Annotated in this window: 27 protein-coding genes; 11 read left to right on the top strand and 16 right to left on the bottom strand. The window is 61.5% G+C overall.

Annotated elements, in window-relative coordinates; translation table 11 throughout:
* The first annotated feature begins 75 nt into the window (after window positions 1–75).
* Window positions 76–669, top strand: a complete 594-nt coding sequence (locus tag RWJ89_RS04290; RefSeq protein WP_077978747.1) for a LysE family translocator — start codon at window positions 76–78, stop codon at window positions 667–669.
* On the opposite strand, the gene RWJ89_RS04295 is transcribed toward RWJ89_RS04290, so the two are convergent.
* The gene (locus RWJ89_RS04295; protein WP_072637857.1) at window positions 661–1,137 is read right to left on the bottom strand and encodes a DUF2269 family protein; all 477 of its coding nucleotides are present in this window, start codon (window positions 1,135–1,137) and stop codon (window positions 661–663) included. The genes RWJ89_RS04290 and RWJ89_RS04295 overlap by 9 nt on opposite strands.
* Window positions 1,137–2,411: an SDR family oxidoreductase gene (locus RWJ89_RS04300; protein ID WP_316030618.1), complete on the bottom strand. Its 1,275-nt coding sequence runs from the start codon at window positions 2,409–2,411 to the stop codon at window positions 1,137–1,139. The genes RWJ89_RS04295 and RWJ89_RS04300 overlap by 1 nt, the downstream gene beginning before the upstream one ends.
* Before the next feature lie 97 nt (window positions 2,412–2,508).
* Here RWJ89_RS04300 and nthA point away from each other — a divergent pair, with 97 nt between their 5' ends.
* From nthA to RWJ89_RS04315, 3 genes are read left to right on the top strand one after another with little or no spacing between them, the layout of a single operon-like run.
* Window positions 2,509–3,150, top strand: a complete 642-nt coding sequence (nthA, locus tag RWJ89_RS04305) for a nitrile hydratase subunit alpha (protein WP_316030619.1) — start codon at window positions 2,509–2,511, stop codon at window positions 3,148–3,150.
* Entirely contained in the window at window positions 3,147–3,806 is a 660-nt protein-coding gene (nthB, locus tag RWJ89_RS04310) for a nitrile hydratase subunit beta (protein WP_168287728.1), read from the top strand. The genes nthA and nthB overlap by 4 nt, the downstream gene beginning before the upstream one ends.
* Entirely contained in the window at window positions 3,793–4,161 is a 369-nt protein-coding gene (locus RWJ89_RS04315) for a nitrile hydratase accessory protein (RefSeq protein ID WP_027668583.1), read from the top strand. The genes nthB and RWJ89_RS04315 overlap by 14 nt, the downstream gene beginning before the upstream one ends.
* A 104-nt stretch (window positions 4,162–4,265) precedes the next feature.
* On the opposite strand, the gene RWJ89_RS04320 is transcribed toward RWJ89_RS04315, so the two are convergent.
* The 5 genes from RWJ89_RS04320 to RWJ89_RS04340 form a co-directional block, all read right to left on the bottom strand.
* The gene (locus RWJ89_RS04320) at window positions 4,266–5,048 is read right to left on the bottom strand and encodes an anti-sigma factor family protein (protein ID WP_221954641.1); all 783 of its coding nucleotides are present in this window, start codon (window positions 5,046–5,048) and stop codon (window positions 4,266–4,268) included.
* Window positions 5,045–5,560: an RNA polymerase sigma factor gene (locus tag RWJ89_RS04325; RefSeq protein ID WP_221954643.1), complete on the bottom strand. Its 516-nt coding sequence runs from the start codon at window positions 5,558–5,560 to the stop codon at window positions 5,045–5,047. Before RWJ89_RS04325 ends, RWJ89_RS04320 begins: the two co-directional genes overlap by 4 nt.
* A 30-nt stretch (window positions 5,561–5,590) precedes the next feature.
* Window positions 5,591–5,971 carry a COG4315 family predicted lipoprotein gene (locus RWJ89_RS04330; protein ID WP_062945374.1) on the bottom strand — a complete coding sequence of 127 codons (381 nt, stop codon included), beginning with the start codon at window positions 5,969–5,971 and terminating at the stop codon, window positions 5,591–5,593.
* A gap of 155 nt (window positions 5,972–6,126) precedes the next feature.
* Window positions 6,127–6,543: a VOC family protein gene (locus RWJ89_RS04335; RefSeq protein WP_221954654.1), complete on the bottom strand. Its 417-nt coding sequence runs from the start codon at window positions 6,541–6,543 to the stop codon at window positions 6,127–6,129.
* Between the two features lie 58 nt (window positions 6,544–6,601).
* Window positions 6,602–6,937: a cupin domain-containing protein gene (locus tag RWJ89_RS04340; protein ID WP_038614364.1), complete on the bottom strand. Its 336-nt coding sequence runs from the start codon at window positions 6,935–6,937 to the stop codon at window positions 6,602–6,604.
* A gap of 143 nt (window positions 6,938–7,080) precedes the next feature.
* Between RWJ89_RS04340 and RWJ89_RS04345 the strand changes: the two genes are divergently transcribed.
* Window positions 7,081–7,698: a MarR family winged helix-turn-helix transcriptional regulator gene (locus RWJ89_RS04345; RefSeq protein WP_316030620.1), complete on the top strand. Its 618-nt coding sequence runs from the start codon at window positions 7,081–7,083 to the stop codon at window positions 7,696–7,698.
* A gap of 130 nt (window positions 7,699–7,828) precedes the next feature.
* Window positions 7,829–8,317: an RrF2 family transcriptional regulator gene (locus RWJ89_RS04350; protein ID WP_222040468.1), complete on the top strand. Its 489-nt coding sequence runs from the start codon at window positions 7,829–7,831 to the stop codon at window positions 8,315–8,317.
* Between the two features lie 15 nt (window positions 8,318–8,332).
* On the opposite strand, the gene RWJ89_RS04355 is transcribed toward RWJ89_RS04350, so the two are convergent.
* The 4 genes from RWJ89_RS04355 to RWJ89_RS04370 form a co-directional block, all read right to left on the bottom strand.
* Window positions 8,333–9,814, bottom strand: a complete 1,482-nt coding sequence (locus tag RWJ89_RS04355; protein WP_222040469.1) for a cyclic nucleotide-binding domain-containing protein — start codon at window positions 9,812–9,814, stop codon at window positions 8,333–8,335.
* A gap of 191 nt (window positions 9,815–10,005) precedes the next feature.
* A complete protein-coding gene (locus RWJ89_RS04360; RefSeq protein ID WP_168335699.1) occupies window positions 10,006–10,422 on the bottom strand; it encodes a cupin domain-containing protein in 417 nt (138 codons plus the stop codon).
* Window positions 10,423–10,489: 67 nt separating this feature from the next.
* A complete protein-coding gene (locus RWJ89_RS04365) occupies window positions 10,490–11,245 on the bottom strand; it encodes an SDR family oxidoreductase (protein WP_025395240.1) in 756 nt (251 codons plus the stop codon).
* Window positions 11,246–11,313: 68 nt separating this feature from the next.
* On the bottom strand, window positions 11,314–11,793 hold the full coding sequence (locus RWJ89_RS04370) for a carboxymuconolactone decarboxylase family protein (RefSeq protein ID WP_316030621.1): 480 nt from the start codon (window positions 11,791–11,793) through the stop codon (window positions 11,314–11,316).
* A gap of 132 nt (window positions 11,794–11,925) precedes the next feature.
* Between RWJ89_RS04370 and RWJ89_RS04375 the strand changes: the two genes are divergently transcribed.
* Both RWJ89_RS04375 and RWJ89_RS04380 read left to right on the top strand, forming a co-directional pair.
* Complete coding sequence (locus RWJ89_RS04375; RefSeq protein WP_077978733.1) at window positions 11,926–12,849, top strand: LysR family transcriptional regulator; 924 nt, start codon at window positions 11,926–11,928, stop codon at window positions 12,847–12,849.
* 73 nt (window positions 12,850–12,922) lie between these two features.
* Complete coding sequence (locus RWJ89_RS04380) at window positions 12,923–14,050, top strand: ATP-dependent DNA helicase (protein WP_316030622.1); 1,128 nt, start codon at window positions 12,923–12,925, stop codon at window positions 14,048–14,050.
* A gap of 97 nt (window positions 14,051–14,147) precedes the next feature.
* On the opposite strand, the gene RWJ89_RS04385 is transcribed toward RWJ89_RS04380, so the two are convergent.
* On the bottom strand, window positions 14,148–14,840 hold the full coding sequence (locus RWJ89_RS04385) for a MerR family transcriptional regulator (RefSeq protein ID WP_077978732.1): 693 nt from the start codon (window positions 14,838–14,840) through the stop codon (window positions 14,148–14,150).
* A 443-nt stretch (window positions 14,841–15,283) separates the two neighbouring features.
* Between RWJ89_RS04385 and RWJ89_RS04390 the strand changes: the two genes are divergently transcribed.
* Complete coding sequence (locus tag RWJ89_RS04390; RefSeq protein WP_168257063.1) at window positions 15,284–16,036, top strand: pyridoxine 5'-phosphate synthase; 753 nt, start codon at window positions 15,284–15,286, stop codon at window positions 16,034–16,036.
* A 271-nt stretch (window positions 16,037–16,307) separates the two neighbouring features.
* On the top strand, window positions 16,308–18,038 hold the full coding sequence (locus RWJ89_RS04395; protein ID WP_168257062.1) for a WG repeat-containing protein: 1,731 nt from the start codon (window positions 16,308–16,310) through the stop codon (window positions 18,036–18,038).
* Window positions 18,039–18,265: 227 nt separating this feature from the next.
* On the opposite strand, the gene RWJ89_RS04400 is transcribed toward RWJ89_RS04395, so the two are convergent.
* Window positions 18,266–19,153 carry an SDR family oxidoreductase gene (locus tag RWJ89_RS04400; RefSeq protein ID WP_077978729.1) on the bottom strand — a complete coding sequence of 296 codons (888 nt, stop codon included), beginning with the start codon at window positions 19,151–19,153 and terminating at the stop codon, window positions 18,266–18,268.
* A gap of 123 nt (window positions 19,154–19,276) precedes the next feature.
* On the opposite strand from RWJ89_RS04400, the gene RWJ89_RS04405 reads away from it, so the two are divergent.
* Window positions 19,277–19,693, top strand: a complete 417-nt coding sequence (locus tag RWJ89_RS04405) for a winged helix-turn-helix transcriptional regulator (protein WP_077978728.1) — start codon at window positions 19,277–19,279, stop codon at window positions 19,691–19,693.
* 21 nt (window positions 19,694–19,714) lie between these two features.
* Here RWJ89_RS04405 and RWJ89_RS04410 read toward each other — a convergent pair whose 3' ends face one another.
* From RWJ89_RS04410 to RWJ89_RS04420, 3 genes are all read right to left on the bottom strand, one after another.
* Window positions 19,715–19,945 (bottom strand): DUF6429 family protein, encoded by a 231-nt coding sequence (locus RWJ89_RS04410; protein ID WP_012758202.1) that lies wholly within the window; start codon window positions 19,943–19,945, stop codon window positions 19,715–19,717.
* Window positions 19,946–20,077: 132 nt separating this feature from the next.
* Window positions 20,078–21,286, bottom strand: coding sequence for an MFS transporter (locus tag RWJ89_RS04415; protein WP_316030623.1), 1,209 nt, complete (start codon window positions 21,284–21,286; stop codon window positions 20,078–20,080).
* A 110-nt stretch (window positions 21,287–21,396) separates the two neighbouring features.
* Window positions 21,397–22,020, bottom strand: coding sequence for a TetR/AcrR family transcriptional regulator (locus tag RWJ89_RS04420; RefSeq protein ID WP_020050749.1), 624 nt, complete (start codon window positions 22,018–22,020; stop codon window positions 21,397–21,399).
* Window positions 22,021–22,043: the final 23 nt, after the last annotated feature.

A 22,043-nucleotide genomic window follows, 5' to 3' on the forward strand; every position in this document is an offset into this window, starting at 1 on the left:
AATGGTATCGGCCACTTAGGACAGTTATGCTGACCTAAATAAACAGGCCGCAGAAAGCTGGCTTCGGGAGGTCGCATGCCGCTGGATACATTTCTCGCCCTCGTTCTCTTCGCCTTCACGACCTCGATCACGCCGGGGCCGAACAATATGATGCTCTTCGCATCGGGCGTGAATTTCGGCTTCCGCAGGACGATCCCGCATATGTTCGGCATCGGTGTCGGTTTCTTCTCGCTGCTGATCGGCGTCGGCCTTGGGCTCGGCGCGCTGCTGCACACGGTGCCTATGGTCTATACGGCGCTGAAATTTGCGGGCGGAGCCTATCTCCTCTGGATCGCCTGGAAGATCGCCTCGTCGCGCTCGCTCAGCGAAGGCGGGAGCGGCGTCGAGCCGATGTCCTTCTTCGCGGCGGCCGCCTTCCAGTGGGTCAACCCGAAAGCCTGGGTGATGGCGGTCACCGCGATGGCGACCTACACCAATCCGCAACTCTACCTGGTGAGCGTGCTGATCGTGGGTCTCGCTTTTGCGGCGGTCAATGTGCCCAGCGTCTCGACATGGGCCGGCTTCGGCTCGGCGCTGAGGGAATGGCTTTCCGATCCGGTGCGGCTGAAATGGTTCAATATCAGCATGGCGGTGCTGTTGGTGCTAAGCCTCTGGCCGATGCTAAAATAGAGTGATTGCCGGCTTCATGAGCATCAGCCAGAGAATGCCGATGACGGCGAAGAAGGCCGGAAAACCGCAGGCAAACCAGATGCGGTAAAGACTGAAATAGGCCGGCGGCAGGGCCTTTCCCGCTGTGGCTGCGGCACGGGCGAGATCGCGCAATCGGATCTGGATCCAGACGACCGGCAGCCAGAACAGGCCGGTCACGACATAAAGCAGCAGCGACAGCGCAATCCATCCCTCCGACAGGTCCCAACCGATCGACCGGGCCAGCAGATAGCCGGTCACCGGCTGGAGAATAGCTGCGGTGGCCGTGAAGAGGGTGTCGGCGATGACAACCGTGCTGGCGACATGGGCGATCAGACGGGGATCGCGTGTCCGGTGCGCCATCACCATGAAGAAGGCGATGCCGGCGCCGGTGCCGAAGAGCACGGTCGCGCCGATGACATGGGCAAGCAGCAGCCATTCCTCAAGCATCAGCGTTCATCCAGCGTGGAAAGTGCGGTGAGCGTCAGAAGGATCGATGGCAGCACCTTGACGAGTGGACCAAGAGGATCGAGCCAGAGCGCGGGTTCGAGCAGGCTGGCGCCGGCAAGATAGGCGAACGACACGGCCAGCATGCCGAGAAGGGCACGTTTCGCCAGCGGGCGAAGGATGACGGCGGCGCCGAGAGCGATGTCGATCAGGCAGGTTGCAAGCGTCAGCGCCGTTGCTGCGGCCTCAGGCATGAACGGCAGGAAGTGAGCGGACGTCTTCTCGAGCGTCAGCAGCGGGATCAAACCTGAGAGCAGCCAAAAAACAGATAGGCCCGCTATGACGTGCGGCTTCAGGAGATAGAGCCTGGCAAACCAGAGATCCTGTACGCCGGAGGGATTGGCCGAGAGCGTCGCTGCCGCGGGTGTTGTGGCAAGGCCCCTCTCCACTTTCAAGCTCCGCACACCTTCCGACATGATGGTCATCGCCGTCGAGCGCAGCGGCGAACGCCAGCCGAGCAGTCCTGATAGATCGGCCAGCCACGTGACCGGGCCGGCAAGCCAGCGAGGGAGAGCGAACACGCGGGCTGGCGGCAGGCCGAGCCACTGGCGGTGAAGGCGGACGAGATCGGCGAGCGTCAGAACTTCGGCGGCGGCAAGATCGATATCGCCGGAGATGCCGCCGGAGACCGCCTGCGACACGGCTTTCGCCACATCGTCCACCGAAAGCGTTTCGACCGGACTTTCGGCGTGGACCAGCGGCAGCACCAGGGGAAAGGCGGCAAGCGCCCGCAGCAGCGCCGAGCCGCCATGGGCATTGCGGCCGAGAACGAGGGCAGGGCGCAGGATAAGGTAAGGCAGGCCGCTTGCCGCCAGCGCCTCGTCGGCCCGCCGCTTGGTTGCGAGGAAGGGAAGATCGCCAGCGGCTCCCGCCGTCCTTGCCGATATCTGCACGATCAGCGGGCGGGACGAGCCTTTTGCGGCGGAATAGAGCGCCAGCATCGCCTCTGCCTGGGTGGCCGACAGATCATCCGACAGGCCGTCCTGCAGGGCGCCGGCGCAATTGACGACAACATGCCGGTTCTTGAGGATCTCGTCCCAATCCGCCGGTTTCGTCATGCATGAAAGATCTGCGCGCCGCCAGTCGATCGCCGGCTGTTTCAGGCGCGCACGCGCGGGATTGCGGCCGAGGCCGGTCACGACGTGGCCGTCGGCGACGAGCCGGGCCGCGACGACGGATCCTATAAAACCGGTTGCGCCGAGAATCAGAATGTTCATGGCAGGAGATTAGCGGAAAAGCGCATGAGACATAGAAGGGCTTGGCGGGCCTGCGGCATCTGTTAGAAATAGCGGGCAGTTTCGGGAGGGCTTCGCCTTGCACGACCATGACGACGACCATGAGCACGCCCATGGGCATGATCACGACAACCATTATTCCGACATGCAGGCGCGCGTGAAGGCGCTGGAAACGCTGCTGACGGAGAAGGGGCTGATCGATGCGGCAGCGATCGACGCGATCGTCGAGACCTACGAGACGAAGGTGGGGCCGAGGAACGGCGCGCATGTCGTCGCCAAGGCCTGGAGCGATCCTGATTTCGCCGACTGGCTGAAGCGTGATGCGACGGCGGCCATTGCCAGCCTCGGCTATACCGGCCGGCAGGGCGAGCATATGCGCGCCGTCTTCAATACGGCCGAGACCCATAATCTCGTCGTCTGCACGCTCTGCTCCTGTTATCCCTGGTCGGTGCTCGGCCTGCCGCCGGTCTGGTACAAGGCGCCGGCCTATCGTTCGCGCGCCGTCATCGATCCGCGCGGCGTGCTGGCCGAATTCGGGCTGACGCTGCCTGAGGATAAGAAGGTCCGCGCCTCGGATTCGACGGCGGAGCTGCGTTACCTCGTCATTCCCGAGCGGCCCGAAGGGACCGACGGAATGGACGAGCAGGCGCTCGCTGGCCTCGTCAGCCGCGATGCGATGATCGGTACGGCCGTTGCCGGCAAGCCGGAGAGCTTGACATGAACGGACCGCACGATCTCGGCGGGCAGATGGGGTTCGGACCTGTCGCGCCCGAAAAGGACGAGCCTTATTTCCATGCCGAATGGGAAAAGCGGGCGCTCGGCATCACGCTTTCCTGCGGCGCTTTCGGCGCCTGGACCATCGACGAAAGCCGGCACGCGCGCGAGAATATTCCGCCGGCCGTTTATCTCGCCGCCAGCTATTACGAGATCTGGATCCGCGGCATCGACAAGCTGCTCGAACAGCATGGCTTTGCGACTCGCGCGGAATTGCTGTCCGGTCATGCGCAGCAGCCAGGAGCCGTTCCGAAGCGGGTGCTGAAGGCGGACATGGTGCCCGGCGTTCTTGCGAAGGGCGGGTCTTGCGATCGTCCTGTTAAGACCGCGCCGCGCTTCGTGGCCGGCGAAGGGGTGAAGACAAAGAATTTCAATCCAGTAACACATACGCGCCTGCCGCGTTATGCCCGAGCCAAAACAGGCGTGGTCGAGGCAGTGCAGGGTGCTTTCGTCTTCCCTGACGACAATGCGCATGGCGAGGGCGAAAACCCGCAATGGCTCTATACGGTCGTTTTCGACGGCGCGGAGCTTTGGGGTGGAGATGCCGATCCCACGCTGACCGTGTCGATCGATGCTTGGGAGAGCTATCTTGAGCCGGCATGAAATGTCGCCGCTGACGCAATCGTCCGGGCTGCCGAGGTCGCCGGAGGGCGAGCCGGTTTTTCCGGAACCATGGGCGGCCGAAGCTTTCGCCATGACCGTGCACCTGCACGCAAAAGGCCTGTTCAGCTGGAGCGAATGGGCTGAAACGCTTTCCGCGCAATTGCACAAGCCTGGCCGGGCCGAAGATGGCAGCGACTATTTCGACTGCTGGGTGGCGGCACTCTGCGACCTCATCGTCGACAACGGCATCGCCGATGCGGAAACGATCCTGGCACTGCAACAGAGCTGGCAGCGGGCGGCGGAGGCGACGCCGCATGGACGGCCGATCGAACTCAGCAACGATCCCTCACGCTGATCCCTAGAGCGGTTGAGCTGTTCACGGAAGCGCAGAACCGCTTTAAGTATTTGTTTTACGTAATTCCGGACGGAAAACCGCTTCGCACTTTTCCTGGAATTACTCTACGACGGGAATTGCTTGTAGCACTCCTCGGCTACCTCCCGCAGCGTCTCGCGGGAGATTTCTCCGGTCACGGCATAACCGAGTTCGCCGTCGATCCAGTAGAAGGTTTCGAGATTGCCCGATGATGCGAAGCGGAAGCTCGTCGTGCGGTTCTCCGTGTTGCGGCCGACCATGACGGTCAGGCGCTCGCCGGCCTGGTTTTCATACATGAACATCGCGCCCGGCCTGCCGTCGACCGGCAGCAGGCGGCCGCCCACAAGCTTGAAGCCGAGCGACTGTAGGTTCGGAATCTTGAGGTGCTGGATTGCCAGGCGCTTGCCGAGCCAGGTGGCGAGGTGGACCTCCTCGTTTGCGAAGACCTCGACGGGGTGGCGAACCTCGGCGGCATAGACCGTAAACGCGGTCTGGGCCTGTTTCGGCAGGGTTTCGGAGCCGGCAAGCTGCAGTTCCGGCTTTTCCAGAAGTGCGGGGCCATAATAGCCGCTGGCGGCGCCGAGCGTGAAGACGAGGAGGGCTGATGCGGCGATCGCCCAGCGTTTCGCTCCCGATGAAACGGCGCGCGGGGGGACGACGAGCAGAGGATCGGTGTCCTTCGCCTTCTCATAACCGGCAAACAGCGATCGGATGCCTGAATTCTGCGCCTGCCATTCGGCGACCATCGCCGCCTCTTCGGGATTGTCGGCCAGGAAGGCCCCGATGCGGGCGCGCACCGTTTCCGGCAGCTGGCCGTCGGCATAGGCGTGAAGGTCGGCTTCGGTGACGCTCGGATTGGGCTCGTTCATTTCGGTCTCCGAAGCGTAATGATGTTGTCGGCCTTCAATCGCTCGGCGACGCGCCGGCGGGCGCGCGACAGGCGGGACATGACGGTGCCGATCGGGATATCGAGCGCGGCTGCGACCTCGCCATAGGTGTATCCCTCGATGACCACGAGCATCAGCACGGCGCGGTGTTCCTCCGAAAGGCTGTTCAGCGCATCGCCCAGCCGGGCACGTTCCAGCGGATCGGCCGGCGGTTCGGGCACGGCCAGATTGTCTGCGGCATCGAGCTCGACAAGGCCATCGCGCGTCTTGCCGCGCCGGCCGTTGCGGTAGAGATTGGTCATGATGGTCAGGACCCAGCCGCGCAGGTTGAGGCCGCGCCATTGGCCGCGGCGCGTGAGAACCTTTTCGACGCAATCCTGGAGCAGATCCTCGCCATCGGCATCCGAACGCGTCAGGCTGCGCGAATAGCGCCTGAGCGAGGGCAGGAGGGCCAGGATCTGGCCCTCGAAGGTTTCGGGTGCGGGTATCTTCATGCCGGCTCTCTTGGCATCAGGGCCTGACTATCAAGGTTTGGCGAGATCCCAGTTGCCGCCAACGCCGTCGCCGGTGATGTCGCCCGTTTTCTTGTCCTTGACCCAATAATAGAGCGGCATTCCGTCCTTGGCCCATTGCTTCGTGCCATCCTTACGGTCGATGATCGAATATGCACCATCAGCCTTGGCATCGGAAGCCGCCATCAGCGGCGGCCAATTCTTGGCGCAATCATCGTAGCAGTTGGACACGCCCTTCACGTCCTTCTTGAAAGTGTAGAGCGTCATGCCGTTTTCGCCGGCAAGCACCTTGCCCTTGGCGGATTCCACGGTCGTGACAGGAGCGGCGGCGAAAGCAGCGGTCGCGGCAAGGGCGGCGGCCGCCACGACGGACAGGAATTTCACGGATTTCATGATGTCTCTCCTCAGGTTGGGCACGCGATCTTGCGCTACCTGAGATGAGACACGAGGCGCGGTAGTTTTATTCCAGAGGCAGTAAAAGTTTTCGCGGCGGGCGAGGTGGGCCGAGCCCGTTTCGCCCGCGCACTTCGTGTCGGGCGCCTTACCGGTTATGCTCCGGGGGCAGTCGCCGCCGCCATGTCGACCCAGACCGCCTCGAATATATGGCCATCGGGATCTTCGAAGGCACGGTTGTAGAGCCAACCCATGTCCGTCGGCGCGCGTGGATCGGCTTGGCCCCCGGCGGCTGCGGCTGCCTCGACGATAGCGTCCACCTCCTCACGGCTGTCCATCGTCAGCGCGATCAGCATTTCGCTCGCTTTCTGCGCTTCTGCAACGGGTTTGGGCGTGAAGGTCGCGAAGAAATCGCGCGTCAGCAGATGGAAGAAGATGGCGTCGGACCAAACCATGTTCGAGGCCTGGTGATCGCTGAACTGTTCGTTCTTGCTGCAGCCGATGGCTTCATAGAAGCGGGTCGCAGCGGCAAGGTCTTTCACCGGCAGGTTCACGAAGATCACCTTCGACATTGCAGTTCTCTCCTCTTCCTTTGTCTCCAGGCTTTGTCTTCCAGGCGAGGGCTTTGCCTCACACAAATTCCTGCACGATGGTGTCGCTGGCATGAATGCAGACGATTTCGAGCCGTCCGGTGCCGACATTCTCGAAGCGGTGGGGAATGTTGGCGGCCACGACGACGATATCGCCGGGAAAGGCGCGGGTCTTGGCGTCGCCCACCGTGAATTCGGCTTCGCCTTTCCTGACTGTCCACGTTTCGGAATAGGGGTGGACATGCAGGTCAGGCCCTTGGCCGGGCTCATTGTCGACCAGGAAAAGCGATATCTCGCCGCCATGGTCGCGGCCTTCGAAGCGGATCGTGCGGCTCTGATCGGGTCGCGGTTCCTGGTGGCGAAGAATCCTGAACATCACGTGCCTCCTGTTGGTGCCATCTGCGATCGCAAAACTATCTTCGCGAGAAGATATATTCCCAAAACTATCTTCCTGTCAAGATATCTTCCGTAACTCGGTTGGAAGGTGTATGTCTCGCTTGTGGTGATATGAGGCAGAGAATGATGAATGGAACGAAAGGGGACGGTGGCCGCCCCGGGGACGGTGACCGCCCCGGGGACGGTGACCGCCCCGGGGACGAGGACTGCCCCAGGGAGGACCATGTCGACCGGCTGCGCCGGCAATGGGCGCTGGAACTGCCCGACCTCGATACCGAGCCGATGGCGATCCTGGGGCGGGCCTTTCGTCTATCCAACCTGGTGCGCCCCAGCATCGAAGCGACATTTGCCGATTTTGGCCTCGACCGCGGCGAATTCGATGTGATCGCAACGCTTCGCCGTTCCGGACCGCCTTACCTGATGACGCCGACGGAGATGTATTCGGCGCTGATGATCTCGTCCGGAGGCCTGACCCACAGGCTTGACCGGCTGGAGAAGGCGGGACTGATCCGCCGCGAGAAATCGCCGCGTGACGGGCGCAGCGTGCTGGTAGCTTTGACCGAGGCGGGTGCGGCACTCGCCGAACAGGCCTTCCGTACCGACATGGCGAGCGAATCCTCATTTCTGCAGGCTCTTGATGGAAAGGAGCGTGAGGCGCTTGCGGCGCTGCTGCGCAAGCTGATCGCAGGAATTGAAAGTGATCAGGCGCGAAGTGAGGCAGAGGGCGAGAACGCCGGCTGAATGGAGATCGACGCCGTCACCGTTCAGGCAGCAACACGCTGCTTTTGCAGCTCATTTACATCACTGCTGCTTTCGGATATGATATATCCTTAATTCCATTGGCGGAACCAGCTATCACACGAGTTGCTGAATGATCCTGAAAAGCCAGGTCGAGTGGGCGCTTCACTGCTGCGCCATTCTCGCGGGCCTGCCAGAGGGCAGGTATCTTTCCACCAAGGCGCTCGCCGAGCTTCATGGTCTGCCGAAGGAATATCTCTCCAAAGCACTGCAGAGCCTTTCGCAGGCATCGCTGGTCGAGACCACGCTCGGTCCGAGTGGCGGCTACAGGCTTGCCAAGCCCCCCTCGGATATCAACTTTCTCGAGATCGTCGAGGCGGTCGAGGGGACGGCGCGCAGCTTCACCTGCACGAACATCCGGGAGAACAATCCCTGCCGGCCGGCCGGTTATTGCGACAGCAAGCCCTGCGCGGTCGCCCGCATCATGTGGGAAGCCGACGAGGCCTGGCGCGATACGCTGAGGCGCGTCCGGCTTTCCGATCTGGTCGGCACCTTGTCCGAGGAAGTGCCGGCCGACATTTGGCGGAGCACGTTTGAATGGGTGCTCAAGCGCGCCGGCTGAGCGGGGTGCCGGTCTCTATGCCTTGAAGATGGTCCTGATAGTCTTCAGGATGGCATGGGCGCTGCGGGCATGTTCCGGGGGCAAAGAGGCGCCGTTGCGGAAACGCCCGGCGCGGCTGGCGAGGTGGTCGGCGATTTCTTCGGCCAGCGCCGGGCGTTCGCTTAGCAGCGGCGCGAACGCCTCCTGATCGATCTCATAGGCGGTCACGGGGGTCAGAGCCTCCAGGGTGCACACTTCCTGCATGCCGGCGAGCAGTCCGGTCTCGCCAAAAAAGTCGCCCGGCGCGAGCCGTCCGCGTTCCTCGCCTGCGTTCCTCGCCGCGATGATGCCGGCGCGCACCATCATCAGTGAGGGGAGCATTTCGTCCTCCCGCACGATCACATCGCCCTTGCGGAACTCCCGGACAGTCGCGGTTTCGGCGAGCCTGCGCTTTTCATCGGACGTCAGTGTCGTAAAGACCGGAATGGCCTCGATCAGGGCAAGCGGCGTTACGCTCGGCGGCTTTGCGCTTTCTTCCGTCGGCAGATCGGCGGTCAGCACCGTCGCCGAGGGCGGGATGGCCAGCAGCAGGCCGGCGGATTTGCAATGGCGATAGACGAGATCGAGCACCTCGTTCCGCGCCGGCACCCGCTGGCTCGGGCTCGTCACCCGAAACTGCAGCTCGACCTCAAGTGCGGTGGCATCCAGTCCCTTCAGCGCGACGACCGGCGGCGGTTCGCGCACGATCGAATTGCAACTCGCAAGTGCCGTTGCCATGACGTGCCGGACCGATGCTGGCATCCGCGTCGGGGCGATGCGGATGGTGAGGATCAGGAGATGGCTCTCGTCAGGCCGGCTGACATTCGTCAGGCCGAGCTTTGCCAGAAAACTGTTCGGCAGTACGACGACATTGTTGGCGCTGGTCAGGATGTGTGTCGCGCGCCAATTGCTTTCGACGACGCGTCCCTCGGTGCCGTCGCCGAGAAGGATCCAGTCGCCGATGATGTATGGCCGGCCGAGTGTCAGGGCGATGCCGGAGAAGAGGTCCGCGAGCGTGTTCTGCAGCGCCAGGCCGAGAATGATGGCGACCACGCCCGAGGTCGCGACGAGGGTTCCGATCGGTACGCCGAAGACGAAGGCCAGAACCGACAGGGCCATGCCGATATAGACGACGCCGATGACCAGATCCTGTAGCAGGCGAGCCTCTCGCGGACTGCCCTCCAGCACCAGATAGAGCCTGATGAAACCGATGACGGCCCATGCCAGATGGATCCACCAGAGCGTTTTTGCGACGATGACGAGCAGGGCCCGCGGATCCTCGGACTCATATCCTTGAAACCGGTGGGGTTCGATGCCGCTGCCGACGAGGATCAGCGTCATCACTGCAAAGAAGAGGATCTGCACCACCAGCCGCGTCGTCGGCCGATGACGGGAGAGCAGATGCCAGACGACGATACCGGCAAATCCTACTGTTATCAGGGATATCAGAGGCTTGCCGAAGAGGGCGTCGTCAATCATCTCTCTGTCTCCGGTGTGCAGGCCGCACATGATTCAGCATCTCGGCCGCCTGCGCAAGCATCAGGCCTGCGCAGGCGGTATTGTATCGGCCCGAAAATCGGAACCGACTTTCGGAAAGCACGATGCGTAGATGCAAAGTGTTGCAGCGTCCTTTGCGCGTCTGAAAGACGCGCGGCGCTGTAATGCGATCGTCACTTCTTGAGCGGATAGGTCAGCTCTTTCTGGTTGGTGTCGACGACGAAGACGGCGAGCAGGCGGGCGGGCTTAGTCTCGCTGCCGTTGGCGCTGACGCCATGACGGTCGCCCGGCATTTCGGAGAAGCTCTCTCCGGCCTGATAGACCTTGACCGGGCCGTCATTGACCTGGCTGCGGATCGACCCTTCGAGCACGGTGGCGTAGATGAAGGCGGTGTCGGGATGAGTGTGGCCTTCGGAGAAGCCGGCCGGGCCGTATTCGACCAGCACTCCCTTGATGCTCTTGCCCGGCACGTTCGGAAGCTCGTGCTCATAGACGAGTGTCACCTCCGCAGACTCGCTGCTGTCATGGGCGCTGACGCCGGTGGCAGCCGGAAAGGCGAGGGCGGCGGCGAGGAAAAGTGTTCTGATCATCGGAATCTCCATGGTTGCTGGGTCGGGGAAGACGCGTCCGAGCGGTTGCGTCTTAAGGGCACGTCAATCATGTCGGCTGGGTGGACTTTGCGAACCACTGCTCGAAGGTGATCGAACCAAGCCGCGGATTGTCGTCGGAAACGAGCGACTGGTCTTTCAGTCTTGCGCCGAAATATCTCGCCTCTACGTCAGCCTCGGTGGTGCGCGGGTCTTTCATGGCCTTCAGATAGCGGGCGACGAGCTCGCTGAGGCGCACCCGTTCCGGACCAGCGATCTCGAGCGTCGCGTTGGCGGGAGCAGAGAGGGCCACGTCCGCCATGGCGTCCGCCACGTCGTCGGAAGCAATCGGCTGCACATAGGCCGGAGACAGGTGGACCGTCTGGCCGACCGTTCCCGATTGGGCGATGCCGCCGAGGAATTCCATGAACTGCGTCGAATGGACGATGGTGTAGGGAATTCCCGATTCCTTGATCAGTTTTTCCTGGGCAAGCTTGCCGCGGAAATAGCCGCTTTCCTGCAGACGTTCAGTGCCGACGACGGAGAGGGCGATATGGTGCTTGACGCCGGCAGCTTTTTCGGCGGCGAGAAGATTGCGGCCCGAGGTCTCGAAAAATTCGAGCACGGCCTTATCCTCGAAGGACGGCGAGTTAGCGAGGTCGAGCACGACTTCGGCGCCCGAGAGCGCCTCTGCCAGTCCTTCTCCCGTGATCGTGTTGACGCCGGAGTTCGGCGAGGCGGCGATCACGTCATGGCCGCGTTTGCGCAGGCGTTCGACAGTCTTTGAACCGATGAGGCCGGTTCCGCCGATGACAACGATTTTCATAATGGATCTCCGTTCGCTGTCGTGGTGCGGCAGCGTCAAAGGTGAATCTTCTCAATGAATTGCGCGGTTTAGTTCAGGCCAGCCTTATCGAGGCCGTAGGCCTTGTCGGCCGTGCCGGGCACGGTCTTGAAGCCGACATTGACGCGGTTCCAGGCGTTGATCGCCATGACGACGAAAGTCAGATCCGAGATTTCCTTCTCGGAAAGCTGGCCGCGCACCCGTTCGTAAATCTCGTCGGGAACGCCGCCTTCGGAAAGCTTGGTCAGTGCTTCGGTCCAGGCAAGGGCTGCGCGCTCGCGGGGGATGAACAGGTTCGATTCCCGCCAGATGGCGACGTGGTAGAGCCGCAGTTCCGTCTCGCCGTAGATCTTGGCCTGCTTCACATGCATGTCGAGGCAAAAGCCGCATCCATTGATCTGTGAGGCGCGGATCTCGACGAGGGCCTGCAGCTTCTCGTCGATCACGCTGCCCTTCAGCGCCATGCTGAATTCCATGAATTTCTTGAAAAGCTCGGGGGACTGTTGGGCGTAGTTCAGTCGCTGAGTCATGTGTCTCTCCTTTAATTAAGGATATTGAATATCCTTATGGATAGAAGATATCCTTAATTGCTGGACTGTAAAGCCATTCTCGTTTAGTCTGGCTGCATAAAGCTTATGCGCAAAAGTATGAGGGGCAGGGGGATGGATATCGTTTCGGCATTGCGGACCTTTCAGCGCGTCGTGGAGACGGGTTCGTTTTCGGCGGCGGCGCACGATCTCGACGTGACGCAGCCCGCCGTCTCGCGACAGGTCGCAGCCCTCGAGGGCCATTTCAACACCCGCCTCCTGCATCGCACGACGAGTGGCCTGTCGCTGACGGCAGAGGGGGAGCGGATGCTGCCGATGGCGCTGCGGATTCTCGAAGCGGTTGAGGAGCTTGGCGATGCGGCCGGATCGGACGGAACCATGGCCTCGGGAAAGGTCAGGCTCAGCGTTCCAGCACCACTCGGCCTCTATCTCAGCGAGCGGCTCGGCGATCTTCTTGCCGCCCATCCGAAGCTCTCGGTCGAACTCATCTTCAGGGAGCAGGGCTCTGATATGATCGAGGAGCGCCTGGATCTCGAAGTGCGCTTGGGCCAGGTCGCCGACAGCAGCCTCGTCTGCCGGCGGATCGGCTGGACGACGGCCTTCCTCGTCGCCTCGCCCGCCTATCTCGCGCGCAGGGCTGCCCCCCGCGCACCGAAGGAGATCAAGGACCATGAATGCCTGTGTTACAACAGGGCGGGCGAGGCCAATACTTGGTCCTTCTCGAACGGTTCGGAAGACATATCGGTCCGGATCTCGCCGCGACTGACCGCCTGCAATGCGGTCGCCATCCACCGGGCAGCCCTTGCTGGAGCGGGTCTTGCGGTGCTTTCGCATATCATCGCGATGCCCGATATCGCCGCCGGCCGGCTGGTCCCCGTGATGAGGGATTTCCAGCCGAGCCGGCTGCCGGTTACCGTCGTCTATCCCTCGCGGCGCAACATGCCGTTGCGCGTCAAGACGGTTCTGGATTTTCTCACCGACGCTATGGGGCAGGACCCGTCGATGTGTGCCAGTGGCGCGGACCGGCAGTGGAACTGATGATTGTCCGGCCGGGCGATTTGCCGTTTTCCGCCTTGCCTAAAGCCCGCGAATCCTGCCAAGTCCTGCGATCATGCAATTTGCGCCGCAACAAGACGAAGCCCTGAAGGCTGTTTCGAAATGGCTGAAGGAAGGGCGCTCGCCGCTCTTTCGCCTGTTCGGCTATGCCGGAACGGGGAAGACGACGCTTGCCAAGCATTTCGCCGAGAATGTCGATGGCGACGTGCTGTTTGCCGCCTTTACCGGCAAGGCGGCGCAGGTGCTGCGCTCGCGCGGCGCCTCCAACGCCCGGACGATCCATTCGCTGATCTACCGGCCGCGCGGCGAGGAGGCCGTGGAAGACGAGGAAACGGGCAAGACCTCGATCGCGCCGATGTTTTCGATCAACCGGCAAAGCCCGGTCGCCAAGGCGGCGCTGATCATCGTCGACGAATGCTCGATGGTGGACGAGGCGCTTGGCAAGGATCTGATGAGCTTCGGCACGCCGATCCTGGTGCTCGGCGATCCCGGCCAGCTGCCGCCGGTGACCGGCGGCGGCTACTTCACCAATCAGGATCCGGACTACCTGCTCACCGATATCCACCGGCAGGCGCGCGACAATCCGATCATCAAGCTCGCCATGCAGGTGCGCGAAGGCAATGAGGTGATGTACGGCGATTACGGCACGGCCAAGGTGATCTCGAAGAACGAGGTGACGCAGCAGCTGGTGCTCGATGCCGACCAGGTGCTCGTCGGCACCAATCGCACGCGGCGGCGCTACAATCAGCGCCTGCGCGAGCTAAAAGGCTTCAACGCCGATTATCCACAGACCGGCGACAAGCTCGTCTGCCTCAGGAACGATCCGGCCAAGGGCCTGCTCAACGGTTCGCTCTGGCAGGTAATGACCTCATCCAAGGAAACGACGAAGCCGGGCATCAATCTGCTCATTCGCCCCGAAGACGACGACATGGACCGCGGGGCTGCCAAGATCAAACTGCTGAAGCAGGCCTTCGAGGATGTCGAGGGCGAGATTCCCTGGAACACCCGCAAACGATACGACGAGTTCGACTTTGGCTATGCGCTGACGGTGCATAAGGCGCAGGGTTCGCAATGGAACGATGTCGTGCTCTTCGACGAGAGCTGGGCGTTTCGCGATACCCGGGAACGCTGGCTCTATACCGCGATCACGCGCGCGGCGGAGACGCTGACAATCGTCCGCTAATTCCAGTCGCACCTACGACCAGGTCGCATTCCCGATCTTGACTGGCGAACAAGAAACGGTGGCGGCCGTGTCTCAGGTGGGTGGCTCGTGAGTGGCGTTAAGCCTGCACGATACCGAGCAGAACTGCCTTGGCGATGGCCTGGAAGCGGTTGTTGGCGCGAAATTTCAGGATAATTCCGGCCTCCAGGTCACGGGTCTCGTCATGTTTCAGGTCGAGCGCCCGGGCGATTCGCTGGGTGGAATAGCCTTCCGCCATCAGTTCCAGGCAACGCCGCTCCTGTGCGGTCAGGCTTGCACTGTCCTGATTGTCGTTCAATGGCGGCGACTCGACGCCGCCGTCGAAATCCAGGAGGTCGCCAACCTGCTGGAGCTGGCGGTGCAGCGTCGACATCTCGGCCGTCAGTTCGCGCTTGCGCACCTGCAGGGCCTCGCGGAACATCGCCTCAGCCGTTTCCTGCGAATCAGCGTTGCGGAGTTCGTCCATCAGTTCCTGGATAACGGCGATCGGCATGCCGGTTTCGCGGCAGACTGTAATGACGGCCATGCGCATCACGTCGTCCTGGCCGTAGACCCGCATCAGGCCGATGCGGTTGGCTGAAATCAACCCTTTCTCTTCATAGAAATGCAGTGTCCTGTGCGTGACGCCGAATGCGTTTGCCATGTCGGCAATGGGCACCGGACCATCCGGTAGATCCGGCGGTAGCGCGGCCGAAGGCAGGAACCGGTATTTCGACCGGGCCTCCGAAGCGATACCGGCGGTGGCAAACAGGCGTTTGGAACCGTCTGGCATGAACCCTCCTGGGGCATGTTGTTGCACCTCATGCGGTTTTGCCAGTTGCTTCCCATGCGCGGCGAGTGGGGTTTCCTCTAGGCGTTCTTCTCATTGGGAAAGAAGCAGTACGCGGCGTACACTACGCGATACGATGTCCACGTTATGCGTGAACGATCTTTTTTATAAGTGCTAAAAATAATCTCTTTTAAATGGGATAGCAACGTGACGGCATGATTTCGGGTGTGCTGCAGCAAGACATGTGTTGCACCGCCGCATCGGTCGGTCGTCTTCAACGGCGACGGGAAATACTGTTTGCCGTGCGCACCCGGTCAATGCCGAGCCGAAATACCGGGGTTTCATCAGCGATCCGCATCGCATCCATCTGCGAATCTCGTTGGCCATCGCATGGCCCTTGGCTTAAAAGCAGGGCCTCCCGTTTCCGTGACCGATGGATATCAGCCATGCCCGCCAAGCTCTCCGTGAACCTCAATGCCATCGCCATGCTGCGCAACCGGCGCGACCTGCCCTGGCCGAGCGTCGAAGCGCTCGGGCGGATCGCACTCGCGTCCGGCGCCAGCGGCCTGACGGTGCATCCGCGCCCCGACCAGCGGCACATTCGTTTCTCCGACCTGCCCGTCATCCGCAATCTGATCGATGACGAATTTCCCAAGGCCGAGTTTAATATCGAGGGTTATCCCACAGAGGAATTTTTCGAGCTCTGTGCCGGGGCAGCACCCGAGCAGGTGACGCTGGTGCCTGACGATCCCGCGCAGGCGACCTCCGATCACGGCTGGGATTTCCGCAAGCACCAGGCGTTCCTGACCGATGCCGTCGCGCGGCTGAAGACGATGGGATGCCGGGTGTCGCTGTTTGCCGACGGTGACGGGGATGCAGAAGCGGTCGAGATCGCCAAGGCGGTCGGCGCCGATCGAATCGAACTCTATACCGGCCCCTATGGCGGCTGCTTCGACGCGCCGGAGCGGGCGGCGCCGATCCTCGAAGCGCTCGGACGGACGGCGGATGCGGCCCTTGCGATCGGGCTGGCCGTCAATGCCGGCCATGACCTGACGGTCGAAAACCTGCCTGATCTGGTGAAGCGCATTCCCCAGCTTGCCGAGGTCTCGATCGGCCACGGCCTGACCGCCGATGCACTGGAATACGGCATGGCGGAAACGGTGCGCCGCTTCTGCCGGGCTTGCGGGCAGGTGGTTTGAGGAAGGTCGCTTACTTCTTGCGTATTGGCGGCGACTAACTTGCCCTGCAAGGGTCTCTCGTGCCGCGAATGAGGGCGCAGGATTCCTGTGTTCGTTACATCTGACCTGCGGACCGGCCATATTTCCAACACACGAGCATCTCCTAGTTCCTTCAACCGGCGGTGATAGGATGAGAGTTGTTACGCGTCAACTTATGTTTATCACGGCGGCATGGGCGTGTTTGCTCTGCTCCGTTGGAGCTGGAGTCGCCGATCCCCGACCGGAAAGATGGGTGGAAAGGTGCGGTGGCGTCTACGCTCTGTGCGGCTATATCGACAGAGCGACGTTAGAACCGCGGATCGATCGCAAGTTCGAAGTTGGGCTTCCTTTCTCGGAGGGGCTGGCCGCCGTGCGCTCCGAGGGCAAATTCGGCTATATCAATTTGAGTGCCGAGATGGTGATCGCGCCTGCGTTCGACCTTGCCCGCGGATTTCGCAATGGGCACGCCGAAGTGGTGGTTGGTGACAAGGCAGGAATTGTCGATAGAACGGGAAAGTTTCTGCTGTCGCCGAACTATGCGCGTGCCATTCCGTTCGGAGCCGGGGCGGCGCTCGTTCGTCCCGGCAAAGCGGTCGCGTCGGATGCCTATGGCCTTTTACGCTTTACGGCTCAGGAACTTTTTTTCCAAAGAGCCGATTCGCGCTATCTGCTCATTGATCTGCCTTCGGGAAAGATCCTGAAGGACGAGCTGGCCATTAAAGAATTCGAATTCGGCACTTTCGTCTGGGCCGCTCAACCGGGAGATAAACGATACGGATTGCTTGCTCCCGACGGAACCTGGAAGATCGAGCCTCGCTTCGAAACAGCCGGTAAACTCCATGGAGGAAGAGCAATTGTCTGTTATGGCCGGCCGACCGGACACGAAGATCAGTCCGCCCAACATGGCCTGGCCGACGCCACCCAATGCGGCGCGATCGACCGGGACGGTCAAACTATTCTCGCCCCACAGCAGTTTAGGATTCATGGGTATCGAAACGGTTTTTACCTTGTGACCGAACGCCAGAAAGTGGGCGTCCTTGACGAGGCGGGACGGTTGCTTGGCGGGCGTTTGTTTGACGATGCGAGATTGCCCGATTATTCCGGTGAGGTGGCCAAGATATTGGTCAACGGCCAGTGGATCGGGCTCAACCGTGCCGGGGATCTGATACCCGACCCGGAGGATGGGAAGGTGCTTGCGGTATGTCCGTCGGGTATCAAATTCATGCACAGCGGCAACCGTATTCAGGTCGTAGGAGCGGACGAAAAGCCGACGGTTTCGTATCTCTTTGACGACATGCACATGACTTGCGAATTCCCCGTATCGGTTCGGTACAATGGAAAATGGGGATTTCTGAAGCAGGACGGCAAACTGCTTGTCGATCCGCCGTCATTTCAGAGCCAATTTGGTTTCAGCGGTGGCTTTGCCGGCGTGAAGATTGACGGCAAATGGGGTATATTGGACAGTGGCGGTTTGCTGGCCCTCGCTCCTCAGTTCGACGAGATGCAGCCCGATTCCGGCGCCTATGCGGTATCGAAGGATGCGCGGAAGTTCTGGATCGACGCATCAGGACGTGAAGTCTCCGAGCCGCGCCGCCTGGAGGATCGGCAATCAAAGTTGCGTTGCGAACCAGACGGCGGACAGCGCGTCTCCAGGAATTCGAACGGAACCTTGTTTTGGGGCATCGCGGATGCAGCCGGGAATATCGTCGTCGAGCCGAAATATCGCGCCATCACCTGTTTCCGGGATGGTCTCGTATGGGTTCCGTTCGACGAGAGACAAGAATGGTGTGCGATCGACCGGAACGAGCGGAGACGCGAGAGCGTCGCGTGCATCAAGAACTGGCCTGACAGTAATGTCGCCCACGCGCGAGCTGAGACAATGTCTGACGATCCCTATGAAAGCGGTGTTCTCTGGATGCGGGCCGAGCTTGAATACGGGCTCGACCTTAGGGAAAAACCGCCTCGCTTCGTCTCGCAATTCTAAGGATCGGCTATTTTCTGCGTCATGAAGTCGTCAGGCGATCCCGTATCGAGAAACAGCGCGGTATTCTCCAATGGTCCCTCGGTCATGTTCTTGTCGCAGAATTCAGCCGCAGGCGTCTTCGTCGTGAATGACGCACTTGGAATGAAGCTTTTTTGCAATCAAGGACGGTGTCTACAGCACCCCTGTCCTTGGGCTAAACCCAAAGGACAGGGGCGACAAGCGTTGCCTCAGGCGGTCAGGGCAGCCTTGTGCTCCACGAAGAAATCCTTCAACGGCTGCGGCTGTTTGCCGGTCAGCTTGGAGAAGTCTTCGGTGACGATGTCGAACTTGCCGGCGCGGGTGTTGGCGTCGGCAGAAACCAGCATGTCGGCGACGAAACCGGGAAGACCGGCGCCGCGCATGCCCTGGCCGAGCTGTTCGTCGGTGACGTCGATCACTTCGAGCGGCTTGCCGGCGACGTCGGAAACGATGGCGGCAATCTGCCGGCTGTTCAGCGACTGGGTGCCGGTTACGGTATAGGTGGCGCTCTCGGATGTGCCGGAGGCAAGGGCTGCGGCGATCGCCAGGGCGCAGTCGTCACGCGAGATGGTCGAGATCTTGCCGCCGCCCGTGGCGCTGTACCATTTGCCGCCCTGCAGATTGTGCGGCATGCCGTGCAGATAGTTGTCGTGATACCAGGCGTCGCGGATGATCGTATGGGCGATGCCGCTTGCCTTGATGGCGTTTTCGCTGCCGAGATGATCGGGCGCGAAGGTGACGACCGAATTGTCAGGCGCCGGCATCGAGGTGTAGGCGATGTGCTTTACGCCTGATTTGACTGCCGCCGCAACGGCGCCCTGGTGCTGGGCGAGGCGCTTGCCGGGAGTATCCAGTGCGTCAGTGCTGATGATCAGCAACCGGTCGACGCCGGCGAAAGCCTTTTCCAGGCCAGCCGCGTCATCGAAATCGGCCTTGCGGGTGACCACACCCTTCTTTTCGAGTTCGGAGAGCTTTTCGGGGCTGCGCGTTGCCGCGACAATGTTGCCGGGGGCGACCTTGTAGGTCTCGATGAGGTGATGGATGACTCGCTGGCCGAGCTGCCCGGCAGCGCCGGTGACCAGGATGGTTTCGCTCATAAGTCGTTTCCTTCTATGTTTCAGCGGTGGTCTCAAAAAGAGAGTAACACTAGAATAGGAATTGACTTGGCGGTGTAAAGGAGGCAGTTTTTCGGCTGTACGTTACCAAAAGGGAACCAGCAGATGAGCGGTGCAGTCCTCAGTTTGAAGAACAGGATGCCGGGGACGCGGCGCGAGATCGATCTTGCCGGCCTCGATTTCGGCAATTGCCCGGTCAGGGACATGATGCAGCAGATCGGCGGCAAATGGTCGACGCTGCTCCTCGATGTGCTGGCGGATCGGCCCTACCGGTTCGGCGAGCTGCGGCGGATGATCCCCGATATTTCGCAGCGCATGCTGACGCAGACGCTACGCGACCTGCAGAGGGACGGTTACATCCACCGCGAGGTGTTCCCAACCAAGCCGCCGAGTGTGGAATATTCGATGACCGAACTCGGCCGCTCGCTCTATCAGACGCTGGCGCAACTGTTGAACTGGGCGGAAGCGAACCATGATGCGGTTCGCGCCGCCCGTTCGCAATTCGATTCCGCCAACGGCTAGTGCCACTGATAAATCGGACTATCAGGTCGATCGCATAAACAGAGCGCGGAACAATTCCTCCGATCGTCGCAAACCTTCGTCACTCAGAACCACAGACTTGGCCTTGCCCGCGGGATTTGCAATCAGACCTTTCTGATGCAAACGGTCCATCACGCCCCAGTCAAAACCCTTCCAGGCACGGTCTCCGTCATGCAGGGTCAGCCATAACAATGCGAGAACGGCATCGTCGATTTTCTCTTCGTCTATCTCCATGCCGGAATCCCATGCAAAAAGGCGAAAATTCTGCAGATCTCAAACGGATGAATACGCTGCCTCCTGGATGTGGGCATCCAAAAGTTGGCTCTGTCAAGGTTTAGGTGTTCGATCCTGGATTCTAATGGCGCCTTACTTGCCGCGTCCTTCCGTCAGGAACAGCAGGAAAGCCAGCGCCGGGAAGCAGAAGCCGATCCAGGCCGTCATCGTCCAGCCGCCGGTCGCATAGACCCAGCCGCCGAGTGCTGAGCCCAGTGCGCCGCCGGCAAAGAAGGTCGCCATGAACAGGCCGTTGAGCCGGCTGCGGTGTTCCGGGTTGAGCGCATAGATGGCGCGCTGGCCGCAGACGAGATTGGTTGTCACGCCGAAATCGAGAAGGATCGCCGCTGCCGTCAAGAGCAGCAAAGCGCCAAGCGAGCCGTCGCCGGCGAAATGGCCAATCAGGAAGGCAGCCATGCCGAGCAGCATGGCAAGCGTCGAGGCGATCTTCGTCATACCGCGATCGGCAAGCCGGCCGGCAATCGGCGAGGCGATCGCGCCGGCAGCACCTGCGAGGGCGAAGAGGGCGATGCCGTTCTGTGTCAGGCCGAAGGCGGGACTTGCGAGCAGCAGCGGCGTCGTCGTCCAGAACAGGCTGAAGGCGCCGAACATGCCGGCCTGATAGAGCGCCCGGCGCTGCAGCACCCGCGACGTCAGCGCCAGATGGCCCATGGAGGCGAGCAGTTCGCCGTAGCGTAGCCTGGTCGTCGGCCGGCGGACCGGCAGGTTGGCGCGGAGCACGACGGCGAGCACGAGCATGACGCCGGCAGTGACGTAGTAGACCACATGCCAGGAAGAGGCCTCGGCGACGAAGCTTGCGAAGGGGCGCGCCAGCATGATGCCGCAGAGCAGGCCGCCCATGACGTTGCCGACGACCTGGCCACGGGTGGCATCAGGCGCCATGTTGGCGGCAAAGGGAACCAGGACCTGAACTGCGACCGATGAAAGACCGATAGAGAGCGAGGCGACGAGGAAGGTTGTGGGCGTCGAAGACAGCGCCGCGCCGATGAGCGCAACGGCGGAGACGGCGATCAGCATCAGCACCAGACGGCGGTTTTCAGTGAGGTCGCCGAGCGGCACGATCAGCAGCAGACCGAGACCATAGCCGATCTGCGTCAGCGTGACGATCAGGCCAGTGGCGGCAGGCGTGAAGCCGAGGTCGGCGCTGATCGGACCGGCGAGCGGCTGGCCGTAATAGAGATTGGCGGCCACCAGCCCGCAGGCGGCGGCGAAAAGGAAGGTGAGCCAGGGGGATAACGCCCGGGGAATGGCCTCATCCGGCGTGGTGGCTGAAACGCTCATCAGAAACTCCGGTATTCAAAGATTGTAGGGATTGAATGCAAAAATGCTGGCTGCGGCCACCCGATCCTTGACCGAATGCCGGTATTTCTCTCGTCCACGGTGCGGACTGTTCAGGTCACGAGCTTCATCGCGGCCTCGGCCGCAGACATCATCTCTTCCCTGCTGCGTCCTGTTTTGCCGATGACGCGCAGGCCCTTGGTAAAGCAGAGGAAGGCGAGGGCGGCGGCATCCGGGTCCACCGTCTTCGGAATGCTGCCGTCTGCCTGGCCGATGCGGATGAGATCGGCCATCAGCTTTTCGTCTGCGGCAAAGGCAGTCACGACGTGGGCAGCCGCTTCCTCGTCTAGCAGGGCGAAGTCGTTGGCGCCGCCAACGACGAGACAGCCTTTACGGCCGGCCTCGCCATAGGAGAGCTCGGTATAATACATCACCATCTGGAAGACTTTGTCGCGGCCTGTTTCCGCCGACGCAATCATCGCTTCGAGACGCCGCCGGCCGAGTTGGCGATAACGACCAAAAGCGGCGAGGAAGACGCCGCGCTTGTCCTTGAACGCCTTGTAGATACTGCCAGAGGCGAGGTCCATTGCCTCGGTCAGATCGCTGATCGAGGTGGCGTGGTAGCCGCGTTCGGAAAATACCCGTAAGGCCGAATCCAATGCGGCGTCCATATCGAACTCGCGCGGACGGCCACGGCTGCGGGTCTTTGCTTCTGATGTGAGAGTGGCAACGGTCATGGCGCCTAATTAGGGAATGAACG

Source organism: Rhizobium sp. 10PS4 (assembly GCF_032464805.1).
Taxonomy (GTDB): Bacteria; Pseudomonadota; Alphaproteobacteria; order Rhizobiales; family Rhizobiaceae; genus Rhizobium; species Rhizobium laguerreae.

Excerpts from the sequence above, each read along its gene's own strand:
- RWJ89_RS04385 (WP_077978732.1), bottom strand. The coding sequence starts at position 14,840 with ATGCCAGACGGTTCCAAACGCCTGTTTGCCACCGCCGGTATCGCTTCG.
- RWJ89_RS04335 (WP_221954654.1), bottom strand. The coding sequence starts at position 6,543 with ATGTCGAAGGTGATCTTCGTGAACCTGCCGGTGAAAGACCTTGCCGCT.
- RWJ89_RS04295 (WP_072637857.1), bottom strand. The coding sequence starts at position 1,137 with ATGCTTGAGGAATGGCTGCTGCTTGCCCATGTCATCGGCGCGACCGTG.
- RWJ89_RS04355 (WP_222040469.1), bottom strand. The coding sequence starts at position 9,814 with ATGATTGACGACGCCCTCTTCGGCAAGCCTCTGATATCCCTGATAACA.
- RWJ89_RS04340 (WP_038614364.1), bottom strand. The coding sequence starts at position 6,937 with ATGTTCAGGATTCTTCGCCACCAGGAACCGCGACCCGATCAGAGCCGC.
- RWJ89_RS04320 (WP_221954641.1), bottom strand. The coding sequence starts at position 5,048 with ATGAACGAGCCCAATCCGAGCGTCACCGAAGCCGACCTTCACGCCTAT.
- RWJ89_RS04365 (WP_025395240.1), bottom strand. The coding sequence starts at position 11,245 with ATGAAAATCGTTGTCATCGGCGGAACCGGCCTCATCGGTTCAAAGACT.
- RWJ89_RS04390 (WP_168257063.1), top strand. The coding sequence starts at position 15,284 with ATGCCCGCCAAGCTCTCCGTGAACCTCAATGCCATCGCCATGCTGCGC.
- nthB (WP_168287728.1), top strand. The coding sequence starts at position 3,147 with ATGAACGGACCGCACGATCTCGGCGGGCAGATGGGGTTCGGACCTGTC.
- RWJ89_RS04300 (WP_316030618.1), bottom strand. The coding sequence starts at position 2,411 with ATGAACATTCTGATTCTCGGCGCAACCGGTTTTATAGGATCCGTCGTC.
- RWJ89_RS04325 (WP_221954643.1), bottom strand. The coding sequence starts at position 5,560 with ATGAAGATACCCGCACCCGAAACCTTCGAGGGCCAGATCCTGGCCCTC.
- RWJ89_RS04380 (WP_316030622.1), top strand. The coding sequence starts at position 12,923 with ATGCAATTTGCGCCGCAACAAGACGAAGCCCTGAAGGCTGTTTCGAAA.
- RWJ89_RS04375 (WP_077978733.1), top strand. The coding sequence starts at position 11,926 with ATGGATATCGTTTCGGCATTGCGGACCTTTCAGCGCGTCGTGGAGACG.
- RWJ89_RS04350 (WP_222040468.1), top strand. The coding sequence starts at position 7,829 with ATGATCCTGAAAAGCCAGGTCGAGTGGGCGCTTCACTGCTGCGCCATT.
- RWJ89_RS04410 (WP_012758202.1), bottom strand. The coding sequence starts at position 19,945 with ATGGAGATAGACGAAGAGAAAATCGACGATGCCGTTCTCGCATTGTTA.
- RWJ89_RS04415 (WP_316030623.1), bottom strand. The coding sequence starts at position 21,286 with ATGAGCGTTTCAGCCACCACGCCGGATGAGGCCATTCCCCGGGCGTTA.
- RWJ89_RS04400 (WP_077978729.1), bottom strand. The coding sequence starts at position 19,153 with ATGAGCGAAACCATCCTGGTCACCGGCGCTGCCGGGCAGCTCGGCCAG.
- RWJ89_RS04370 (WP_316030621.1), bottom strand. The coding sequence starts at position 11,793 with ATGACTCAGCGACTGAACTACGCCCAACAGTCCCCCGAGCTTTTCAAG.
- RWJ89_RS04290 (WP_077978747.1), top strand. The coding sequence starts at position 76 with ATGCCGCTGGATACATTTCTCGCCCTCGTTCTCTTCGCCTTCACGACC.
- RWJ89_RS04420 (WP_020050749.1), bottom strand. The coding sequence starts at position 22,020 with ATGACCGTTGCCACTCTCACATCAGAAGCAAAGACCCGCAGCCGTGGC.
- RWJ89_RS04360 (WP_168335699.1), bottom strand. The coding sequence starts at position 10,422 with ATGATCAGAACACTTTTCCTCGCCGCCGCCCTCGCCTTTCCGGCTGCC.
- RWJ89_RS04345 (WP_316030620.1), top strand. The coding sequence starts at position 7,081 with ATGATGAATGGAACGAAAGGGGACGGTGGCCGCCCCGGGGACGGTGAC.
- RWJ89_RS04405 (WP_077978728.1), top strand. The coding sequence starts at position 19,277 with ATGAGCGGTGCAGTCCTCAGTTTGAAGAACAGGATGCCGGGGACGCGG.
- RWJ89_RS04330 (WP_062945374.1), bottom strand. The coding sequence starts at position 5,971 with ATGAAATCCGTGAAATTCCTGTCCGTCGTGGCGGCCGCCGCCCTTGCC.